The sequence below is a fragment of the Marivita sp. genome, from assembly GCF_051859345.1.
GTDB lineage: Bacteria > Pseudomonadota > Alphaproteobacteria > Rhodobacterales > Rhodobacteraceae > Marivita.
On record NZ_JBHYFV010000063.1, the window covers coordinates 1 to 10354 of the forward strand.

Genomic DNA, 10354 nt, shown 5'->3' on the forward strand with positions numbered 1-10354 from the left:
AGGGTTGAAACCTGAAGCGTTCTCAAGCCGTTGCATCATGGCATTTTCCATGATCGGCTTTTCGCTGCCGGTCTTCTGGATCGGTCTCATCATGATACTCGTCTTTTCCGTCCAGCTTGGCTGGATGCCCTCCATCGGGCGCGGCGACACGGTCGAGGTGTTCGGCACCGAGCTCAGCTTTCTGACGCTGAACGGTTTGCACCATCTCGCCATGCCCGCCTTTACGCTGTCGCTCATCATGATGGCGATGGTCATTCGCCTGACCCGCGCGGGCATGCGCGAGGTGCTGTTTGCCGATTACATCAAGTTCGCGCGCGCCACCGGAATTCGCGAACGGCGTATCCTGTCGACCCATGTGATGAAGAACATCCTCATTCCCATCGTCACCGTTCTGGGGATGGAGTTCGGCGGTGTCATCGCCTTTGCCGTAGTGGTCGAGTCCATCTTCAGCTGGCCTGGCGTCGGCAAGATGCTGATCGACGCCATTGGTGTGCTGGACCGGCCCTTGATCGTGGCTTACCTGATCTTCGTCGTCTTCATGTTCGTGATCCTGAACCTGCTGGTCGACATCCTCTATTCCATCCTCGATCCGCGCGTGCGGTTGGGGGACAGCCCGACATGAGCCTGACATCTTCTGTCCCCATCGTCGCCGGGTCGCCGCGTGATCTGGCCAAACGGTTCTTGTCCGTCCCAAGCGCGGTGATCGCGCTGGCGGTATTCCTCGGATTTTGCCTTCTGGGCTTCGGCGCGCCATTGATCGCGCCGCAAAACCCCTATGATCTCCGCCAGGTCGACATCCTCGACAGTCTTCTGCCCCCCGGCAGCCAGAGCTTTGCGGGCATGACGTATTGGCTCGGCACGGACGGGCAGGGGCGCGACATGTTGAGCGCGATGCTCTATGGTATCCGAATTTCGCTGATTGTCGGTTTGCTGTCGGGGTTTCTGGCGTTGATATTCGGCACGATGGTGGGTCTCGTCGCCGCTTACCGGCGCGGTTGGGTCGATACGTTGCTAATGCGGATCGTCGATCTGCAACTCAGCTTTCCGACCATCCTCGTCGCGCTGATCCTTCTCGTGATCCTCGGGCGCGGAGTGGACAAGATCATCTTTGCGCTGGTTGTCGTACAATGGGCGTACTTCGCCCGTACGGTTCGCGGTGTCGCTCTTGTCGAAGGCGCGCGCGAATATGTCGATGCGGCGCGGGGACTTCGTCTTGGCGGTCTGCGCATCCTGCTGGGACATATCCTTCCCAACTGCCTGCCAACGATGCTGGTCGTGGCAACCATGCAGATGGCAATGGCGATCTCGCTCGAGGCGACACTGTCTTTCCTCGGGCTTGGCCTGCCGCCAACACGGCCCTCGCTTGGCCTGCTGATCGCTAACGGGTTCGACTACCTGCAATCCGGGCGTTACTGGATCAGCGTCCTGCCGGGGCTGGTTCTGTTGGCCATCATCATCAGCGCCAACGTGTTGGGCGATCGCCTGCGCGATGTTCTCAATCCGCGACTGTGAGGGGCAAGGCATGACAGCAGTTCTTGACGTGCGCGATCTGGATACGTCCTTTCTGACCCCCACCGGTGCGATTGCCGCATTGCAGGGCGTGTCCCTGACCGTGAACACTGGCGAGATCCTGGGCCTTGTCGGGGAAAGCGGGTCGGGAAAATCCCTTACGGGGTTTTCCATCAACCGGCTGATCAGCCCACCCGGCAAGGTGATGGCCGGCCAGGTTATGCTGCATGGCCAAGACGTGCTGACGCTGGGCGAAGAAGACATGCGCCAGTTGCGCGGGCGGCGTATCGCGATGATCTTCCAGGACCCGATGATGACGCTCAACCCGGTGCTGCGCATCGAAACGCAGATGTACGATGCGCTGTCGGCGCATGAGTCCATCAGCAAGACCAAGGCCCGCAGCCGCGCCATCGCCGCCTTGGACGAAGTCGGCATTCCTGCGCCCGAAGACCGGTTGCGGTCCTACCCGCACCAGCTTTCTGGCGGGATGCGGCAACGGGTGGCGATTGCGATTGCCCTGCTGCACCGCCCCGACCTGATCATCGCGGATGAACCGACAACGGCACTCGACGTCACGATCCAAGGGCAAATTCTTGCCCTTGTGCAAAGGCTGTGCCGCAACCGGGGGACGGCGCTGATCTGGATCACCCATGACCTTGCCGTCGTCGCCGGGATCGCGGACCGATTGGCGGTCATGTATGCTGGGCGGATCGTGGAAATGGGTGGCGTGGATGACGTTCTGGATGATCCCGCCCATCCCTACACGCGCGGCCTGATCGATTCCGTACCTGCGCGGGGTACACGCGGAAAACGGCTCAATCAGATCCCCGGGCGCATGCCCGCGCTGACCGATCTGCCGCAAGGATGTGCCTACGCGCCGCGCTGCCCGCGTGCCACGACAGCCTGCCAGGCGATGCCTGGCATTGAACCAATCAGCGACACCCGCGCGGTGCGCTGTTTTCACCCCCTGACCGGGGAGGCGTCATGACTGGTGATGTGATCCTGTCTGCCCGCAATGTCAGCAAACAGTTTGGTGGTCGCGGTGATCTTGTCGCGCGCGGATTGGCGCGGCTTGGTCTGGCGCGTCCACGCCCTGTTGTGCGTGCGGTCGAGGATGTGAGCTTCAATCTCTACAAGGGCGAGGTGCTGGGCGTCGTGGGCGAGTCGGGTTGCGGGAAGTCCACCCTCGGCCGGATGGTTGCCGGTTTGCTTGATCCCAGCGAAGGCCAGATCACCGGGCGGGCACCGGATGCGAATACCGGCCCGCTGCCGATGCAGATGATCTTCCAGGACCCGTTTTCGTCGCTGAACCCGCGCAAGCGGGTGTCCGACCTGATCGGAGAAGCGCCGCGTGTGCATCGCATCGTGTCACCGTCCGAGGTGAACAGCTATGTCGCCGATCTCATGGATCGCTGCGGCATCGACGCGAGCTACCGCGACCGGTTCTCGCACCAGTTCTCAGGCGGGCAGCGTCAGCGCATCGGAATCGCGCGGGCACTCGCCGTGAAACCCGAGATCCTTGTCTGTGACGAGGCCGTGTCGGCGCTCGACGTGTCGATCCAGGCGCAGATCATCAACCTGTTCATGGACCTGCGTGACGAGTTCGGCCTTACCTATCTCTTCATCAGCCACGATCTTGGCGTGGTCGAACACATCGCGGACCGCATTCTGGTCATGTATCTGGGTCGCATCGTTGAAAGCGGACCAGCCGAACAGATCTTCAAAGACCCGCAGCACCCTTATACCCGCGCGTTGATCGAGGGGGTGCCGCGATTGGATCGTCGCCGCACGGTTTATGAGCCGATCAAGGGTGATATTCCGTCGCCCATCGACCCGCCCAAGGGTTGCCATTTCCACCCGCGCTGCCCGCTTGCAGAGGCGCGCTGCCGCACCGAACGTCCCGTTTTGCGCGACATCGCGCCGGGACGGCAGGCGGCCTGTCACCTCATCGAAACAACCGCCAAAGAAGGAGAGCCAACGTGGCCAGCTATAAAGACCGGATGACGAAGTTCCAGAGCACGATCGGCGGTCAGGCCGATCTGGTGTTCTTTCCCATGGGCACCGATCTGGATTACCTCACCGGCATCCACCGCGACATTCCCAGCTACGGGCGCAACCTGCATCCTGGCGGCTGGCTCGAAGGCATGTGGATCGCGCCCGACCACGAACCGATCCTGACTTTGCCCCGCATGACCGCCGAGTTTGGCAGCGCGGGCAAGATCACCGGCGTGGATCTGCGGGTGCTGGGCGACTGGGATGATCCGGTCGAGATGGTCAGTGGGATCCTCAAAGATCTGGGTGTCGGCGAAGGGGCCACCGTCGCCGTGTCGGAGGATGGCGAGGCCGAGACTCTGATGGAATTGCAGGCCCTGCTGCCCGGCGTGCGGTTTGCCAACGGCACCAAGCTCTTGCGCCCGATCCGCGTGATCAAGGATCAGGACGAGATCGACCTGCTGCGCCGCGCCGGTGAGATCACCGAAAAAGCCTTTGCCGCGACGGTAAAGAACCTGAAGATGGGCATGACCGAGCTCGAGATTAGTTCGGAAATCGACTACCAGATGCGGGCGCATGGGTCGCTTGGGCCGTCGTTCACCACCTCGCTCTACAACTCCGGCCCCGATCACGCGCTGCGCTTCGGCGACAAGCTGGGGACATGGCCGCGCAAGCTCGACAAGCCGGTGTCGGTGAATTTCGACTTCGGCGCGGTGCTTGATGGCATGTGCTACGATTTCGGTCGCACCGTTGCCTTCGGTGCGCCGACCGAGGAACAGCGGCTGGTGCACAAGCTGGTCATGGAAAGCCAGGCCGCCGGGATCGCGGCCTTGAAAGCCGGCGAAGTCACTTGCGAACAGGTGGACAAGGCCGCCCGCGACGTGATCGAGGATGCGGGCTACGGCAAGGATTTCCGTCACCGTCTGGGCCACGCCATCGGCTGGGACGTGCACGAACCGCCGTTCCTGACCAAGGGTGACACCACGCAGGTGCGCGAGGGCATGATCTTTACCATCGAACCGTCGATCTTCCGCGACATGGATTTCAGCGCACGGGTTGAAGATTGCATCGTTGCCCGACCGGGTGGAGGCGAGGCGCTGACGTCGGGATTTCAGGAGCTGATCGTCATCGAATGAGTGGGTACGCAACATGATCGACCTGAGCGGACGTACTGCCCTTGTCACCGGAGGCGCGCGCGGTCTGGGCCGCGCGATTGCCGATATGTTGGCAGGGGCCGGTGCATCCGTGGCGATTGTCGATCTGGCAGACAGTCTTGACGCAGGGGCGGTGCCGGGCAACTGGCAGCACCTTGCGCTCGACTTGACTGCTGCGGAGGCAGAAACAAACCTCACTGACTTCGTCGCCACATTGCCCCGCCTCGATATCCTGATCGCCAATGCCGGGCTGGTGCCACCCTGGCAGCGGATTGCGTCGCTCGACCTTGACGAATGGGACCGCGCCTTTGCGCTGAATGTGCGCGGCGTTGCGCTTAGCCTCAAAGCCGCTGCGCCGAAACTGGCGCAGTCGCCTTGCGGCGCTGCCGTTCTGATGGCGTCGATCAACGGTTACCGCGCGCATCCCGATCAGGCGCTTTACACCAGCACGAAACACGCCGTTCTTGGCCTGATGCGCGCGGCCGCTTTGGACATGGGACGCGATGGAACGCGCGTGAATGCGCTTGCCCCCGGTCCGATCCTGACCGACGCGCTGCAAAGCCGGATCGAGGCGCGTGCGCAGGCCGGTGGGACGCCTGCCGATACTGCAATTGCCGCCTTGAACGCCGAAACGGCGCTTGGCCGCATCGCCACGGAAAAGGATGTTGCCCGCGCCGCCTGTTTTCTTGCCTCCGACCTTGCCTCTGGCATCACTGGCGTCTGCCTGCCGGTCGAGGCCGGATTGCCCTGATCCCCGAAAGGACAATTGATGATCGACTTCTATTTCAACGCGGCGCCGAACCCGATGAAAGTGGCGCTGTTTCTCGAGGAAAGCGGGATCGACTATCGCCCGGTGCCGGTGGACACAAAACTGGGCCAGCAACACACACCCGCATTCCTTGCCATCAATCCCAACGCCAAGGTGCCAGCATTGATCGACGGTGACGTGGCCCTTTTCGACAGCAATGCGATCCTGCTTTACCTCGGCGAAAAGATCGGACAATTCATGCCCGATGCCACGCAGCGCGGGCCGCTTTTGTCCTGGCTCTTTTTCATCGCCTCGGGGGTCGGCCCCTATTCCGGGCAGGCCGTGCATTTTCAGCACTTCGCCCCTGCCAAGGATCCCTACGCGATCAAGCGATACCGCTTTGAGGCGCATCGCCATTGGAAGATCATCGATGACCAGTTGGGCAAGGGTCGCTACATGCTGGGCGATGCCTACACCATTCTGGACATGGCGATCTGGGGCTGGGCGCCGCGTATTCCGTTCATGCTGGACGATGAAACGATGGCCGGGTTCACCAACATTTCCCGCCTGATGGACGAGTTGAACGCCCGTCCCGCCGCCAAGCGGGCGCTGGCGCTTCCGTCACAGCATCCGTTCAAGACGGAAATGGACGACGCTGCGATCCGGCACATGTATCCGCAGATCTTCGCGGACGATCGGTAGCACAGTCATCAGATCAACCGAAAAAGGCCGCCAGGTTAGGCGGCCTTTCTTGTTATTTCAAAGTCTTAACTTTTTTCGACCAAACGGTAAAAAACCAGATCCGAGCTTGCTCCGTGGACATAGTTCTCGACGTTTTCCGCCATGCCGACCTGAAGCGTGCCCTGGAACATGATGAAGAACGGCGCGGTCTTCTGCACTTCGCGCTGCAGTTCCAGATACATCTCGTTGCGCTTTTCCGGATCGGCTTCGGTCAGTGCGGCCATCGTCGCCTTGTTCATCTCTTCTGGCACGGCCCAGGCGTTGCGCCATGTGGTGGTCGAGATATAGGCCTCGTCAGAGTTGTCGGCGTTGTAGGCAAATGCCTTGGCGTTGGAATGCGGATCGTTGAAGTCCGGCCCCCAGTACAGCATGATCGCCTCGTGTTCACGTGCGCGGTACTTGGTGATGATGCCTGCCGTGGTGCCTGGCTGAAGTTCGAAATTGATCCCGGCTTCGGCGAAGCTTGCCTGGATGGACTGCGCGACATCGGTGAAGGGGGCAAAGTTGAACACGTCCATTTCAACTGTGATCGGAAGCTCTACTCCGCCATCGGCAAGGATCTGCTTGGCCTTCTCGGGGTCATAGCTGTAGGGCGTGTCTTCCAGCGCGCCGGGGAAGCCCTTGGGCCAGAAGGCCTGGTGCTTTTCCATCTGACCTTTGAGCAGCGTGCTGGTCAGGCCGTCATAGTCGATCAGGTAGCGCGACGCTTCCCACAGGGCCGGATTGTTCAACTCCGGCGTCTTGAGGTTGTACGAGATGAAATGAACCGTCGCCTGCGGATAGGTGCCGATCTTGAACCCGTCCTCGGGCAGGCTGGCCACCTGTTCTGGCGTCATGTTGCGCGCGATGTCCACGTCGCCCTGTTGCAACAAAAGCTGCTGGGTCGCGGCTTCGGCCACGTGTCGAATGATGATGGAGTCAAGCTTGGGCGCGCCCTTGTGATAGTCCTTGTTTGCGGAAAGGCGCAGCAGTTCCGAAGACCGGTATGTGTCCAGCATGAACGGACCGGAGCCGGCGGTGTTCTGGTTGAGCCACGCATTGCCCCAATCGCCGTCGACCTCGTTCTGCATGACCAGTTCGCGGTCCACAATCGACGCGGGGCGGGCAGCCAGCACGTTCATCACGAAAGCCGGAGAGAAATCGCCCGAGTATTTGACCGTGACGGTGTTGCCTTCACCTGTGACCATGTCGTCGAAGTTTTCCGGCGTCCAGCCAAGCTGCGCAAGAATGAAGGCCGGGTTCTTGTTCAACTCGATCACGCGCTTGAACGAAAAGATCACATCTTCGGGGCGAACGGGGTTGCCCGAATGGAAGTTAACACCTTCGCGCAGCGTGAAGGTCAGCGTCTTGGCATCGGCGTCCATGTCCCAGCTTTCGGCCAGCCCGCCCACCAGTTTGGTCGTATCCTCGGCGTCGTACTGCACCAGCCGGTCGTAAACATTGGTGGCGATCTCGCTGGACGTGAATTCGTAAGCCTGGGCCGGGTCGATGGCGACGATATCGTCGATGTTCTGTGCCACGACCAAGATATTGGGGGGTGTTTCAGCGACAGCAGCGCCCCCTGCAAACGGCAGGGCAAGGCATGCCGCCGCAATGGATCGGGTGAATATGTTCATCCGGTGAACCTCCTGTGAACCTGATGGCCCGGCGGGACTCTGTTGTTCCGGTCCGGGGTTTCTGCCAGACTTCAAATCTCGCAGTAAAACAGTTTTAGTATAAGCAAAGGCGCCTTTACATTTAAAGAACTTTTGTTCGTAATACGTACAAACGCCAAATATTGAGGCCGATCAACGTGTCAGCTTTGTCGCCCTTCCCCGATTCCGAACGCGCCCCACGCCTTGTCTCTGGTCTGGGCACGGTTGGACGGTTCGTTCTGGTCACGGCGATGACCTTTCTGGGCCTTCTGACCATCACGTTCTTCATCGGACGAATCGTCCCCATCGACCCGGTTGTGGCGGTGGTCGGCGACAGGGCATCTCAAGAGGTCTATGATGCGACCTTCCGGCAAATGGGCCTGGACAAGCCGCTGATCACGCAATTCGCGCTTTACGTCCGCGATGTGCTGACCGGAAATTTCGGCATGTCGCTTTCGACGGGGCGGCCTGTTGTCGAAGACTTAGTCCGCTTCTTCCCGGCGACCTTCGAGATGGCGACCTTCGGGATCGTGATCGGCGTCGTGCTGGGGGTGCCGATGGGAGTCATTGCCGCCGCCAAAGCCGGAAGCTGGATCGACCAGGTGATCCGCGTTCTGGGCCTTTTGGGCTATGCCGTTCCAGCGTTCTGGATGGGGCTGGTCGGGTTGGCCGTGTTTTATGCCGGGCTTGGTTGGGTGGCGGGGCCTGGGCGGCTCGACATCTTCTACGACGGTCTGGTTCCGACGGTGACAGGCATCCTGACGCTTGATGCGCTGTTGGCGGGGGACATGCAGATCTTTCGAAACGCGGTGTCACACCTGATCCTGCCGTCCTCGATCCTCGGATTCTTCAGCCTCGCCTATATCGCCCGGATGACGCGGTCTTTCATGCTGGACCAACTGGATCAGGAATTCGTGACGACCGCGCGTGTCAAAGGGGTAAGCGAACGGGCAGTGATCTGGAAACACGCCTTCTATCCGATCCGGGTGCAACTGGTGACGGTGATCGGCCTGTCTTATGCGGTGTTGCTGGAAGGGTCGGTGATGATCGAGATCGTCTTTTCTTGGCCGGGCATCGGCAATTATCTGACCACCGCGCTGCTGACTGCCGACATGAACGCGGTACTGGGGGCGACCATCCTGATCGGCACGGTGTTCATCGTGATCAACCGCACCTCGGATGTGCTCTATCGCATCCTCGATCCAAGGAGCCGCTGAGTCATGACCCCGCTGAAACTATGGCTGACCGCAGACGCCCCAACGTCGCGCTGGCAGGCGCAGGCGGCGCAGGCCTATGCCATCTGGCGCAGCTTTGCCCGCAACCCGTTGGCAGTGCTGGGCGCGTTGATCGTGGGAACACTGATCGTGGTGGCGATTTTCGCGCCTGTGCTGGCACCTTATACGCCGGTGGGTCAAAACCTGACGATGCGGCTCATGCCACCAAGTGCGGAACACTGGCTGGGCACGGATGAACTGGGCCGCGATATTCTGAGCCGCATTCTATACGGTGCGCGGATTACGTTGCTGATCGTTGTCATGGTCGCGGTGATCTCGGCCCCGATCGGGTTGATCATCGGCGCGGTGGCGGGGTATTTCGGCGGCTGGACGGACCGTATCCTGATGGCGATCACCGATGTGTTCCTGTCGCTGCCGAAACTCATCATGGCACTGGCTTTTGTCGCGGCCTTGGGCGCGGGGTTGCAAAACGCCATCATCGCCATCGCGATCACCGCCTGGCCCGCCTATGCAAGGATCGCGCGGGCGGAAACGCTCACGTTCCGGAATTCCGAATTCATCGCGGCGGTCCAGTTGCAAGGCGCGTCGCATCTGCGGGTGATCGGGGTGCATGTGCTGCCCCTTTGCATGTCGTCCACCATCATCCGGGTCACGCTCGACATGGCGGGGATCATCCTGACGGCTGCGGGGCTCGGGTTCCTTGGCCTTGGCGCACAGCCCCCCTTGCCGGAATGGGGCGCGATGATCTCGCGCGGACGGTCGTTCATCCTTGACCAGTGGTGGGTCGCCACGATGCCCGGCTTTGCCATTATCATCGTCAGTCTCGGCTTCTGCTTTCTGGGGGACGGACTGCGCGACGTGCTCGACCCACGCCAGAGGGACGGCCGATGACGGAGCCGCTTCTGCAATTGCGCAACCTGCGCGTGGCCTTTCCCGGACCGCGCGGCCCGGTTCAGGTGGTGCATGGCGTGTCGTTCGATCTTGGACGCGAACGGCTGGGAATTGTCGGGGAAAGCGGATCTGGCAAATCGCTGACCGGACGGTCGCTGCTGCGCCTGCTCAAGCATCCGGCGAAGGTTGAAACGGACAGGCTTGTCTTCGACGGGATCGACCTGACCGCACTCAGCGAGAAGCAGATGCGCAACATCCGTGGAGCACGCATCTCGATGGTGATGCAGGATCCCAAGTTTTCATTGAACCCGGTCATGACCATCGGCACACAGATCGCCGAGGCGCTGCGCGTGCATGAAAATCTGCCAAGGGGCGAGGTTCAGGCACGGGTGCGCGACATGCTGGACCAGGTGCGCATCGACGATCCGGACAGGGTGATGAAGCTTTATC

General features: G+C 61.1%; 11 protein-coding genes. 10 read left to right on the forward strand and 1 reads right to left on the reverse strand.

What is annotated here, in order from left to right; all coding sequences use genetic code 11:
- The 7 genes from ACTIEN_RS21105 to ACTIEN_RS21135 form a co-directional block, all read left to right on the forward strand.
- The coding region (locus tag ACTIEN_RS21105; RefSeq protein WP_439525123.1) for an ABC transporter permease at positions 1–622 on the forward strand (622 nt) is incomplete at its 5' end.
- Positions 619–1512, forward strand: coding sequence for an ABC transporter permease (locus ACTIEN_RS21110; RefSeq protein WP_439525124.1), 894 nt, complete (start codon positions 619–621; stop codon positions 1510–1512). The genes ACTIEN_RS21105 and ACTIEN_RS21110, both read left to right, overlap by 4 nt.
- Before the next feature lie 10 nt (positions 1513–1522).
- Positions 1523–2497: an ABC transporter ATP-binding protein gene (locus ACTIEN_RS21115; RefSeq protein ID WP_439525125.1), complete on the forward strand. Its 975-nt coding sequence runs from the start codon at positions 1523–1525 to the stop codon at positions 2495–2497.
- Positions 2494–3513: an ABC transporter ATP-binding protein gene (locus tag ACTIEN_RS21120; RefSeq protein WP_439525126.1), complete on the forward strand. Its 1020-nt coding sequence runs from the start codon at positions 2494–2496 to the stop codon at positions 3511–3513. Before ACTIEN_RS21115 ends, ACTIEN_RS21120 begins: the two co-directional genes overlap by 4 nt.
- A complete protein-coding gene (locus tag ACTIEN_RS21125; RefSeq protein WP_439525127.1) occupies positions 3489–4637 on the forward strand; it encodes a M24 family metallopeptidase in 1149 nt (382 codons plus the stop codon). The genes ACTIEN_RS21120 and ACTIEN_RS21125 overlap by 25 nt, the downstream gene beginning before the upstream one ends.
- Positions 4638–4650: 13 nt before the next feature.
- Positions 4651–5406, forward strand: coding sequence for an SDR family NAD(P)-dependent oxidoreductase (locus ACTIEN_RS21130; protein ID WP_439525128.1), 756 nt, complete (start codon positions 4651–4653; stop codon positions 5404–5406).
- 18 nt (positions 5407–5424) lie between these two features.
- Entirely contained in the window at positions 5425–6105 is a 681-nt protein-coding gene (locus ACTIEN_RS21135; protein WP_439525129.1) for a glutathione S-transferase family protein, read from the forward strand.
- 65 nt (positions 6106–6170) lie between these two features.
- Here the strand turns inward: ACTIEN_RS21135 and ACTIEN_RS21140 are convergent, their stop codons facing one another.
- On the reverse strand, positions 6171–7760 hold the full coding sequence (locus ACTIEN_RS21140) for an ABC transporter substrate-binding protein (RefSeq protein ID WP_439525130.1): 1590 nt from the start codon (positions 7758–7760) through the stop codon (positions 6171–6173).
- 269 nt (positions 7761–8029) lie between these two features.
- Here ACTIEN_RS21140 and ACTIEN_RS21145 point away from each other — a divergent pair, with 269 nt between their 5' ends.
- From ACTIEN_RS21145 to ACTIEN_RS21155, 3 genes are all read left to right on the forward strand, one after another.
- Positions 8030–8995: an ABC transporter permease gene (locus ACTIEN_RS21145; protein WP_439525133.1), complete on the forward strand. Its 966-nt coding sequence runs from the start codon at positions 8030–8032 to the stop codon at positions 8993–8995.
- A gap of 3 nt (positions 8996–8998) precedes the next feature.
- Positions 8999–9904, forward strand: a complete 906-nt coding sequence (locus tag ACTIEN_RS21150; protein WP_439525131.1) for an ABC transporter permease — start codon at positions 8999–9001, stop codon at positions 9902–9904.
- Positions 9901–10354: ATP-binding cassette domain-containing protein (locus tag ACTIEN_RS21155; RefSeq protein WP_439525132.1), on the forward strand; the 454-nt coding region annotated here is incomplete at its 3' end. The genes ACTIEN_RS21150 and ACTIEN_RS21155, both read left to right, overlap by 4 nt.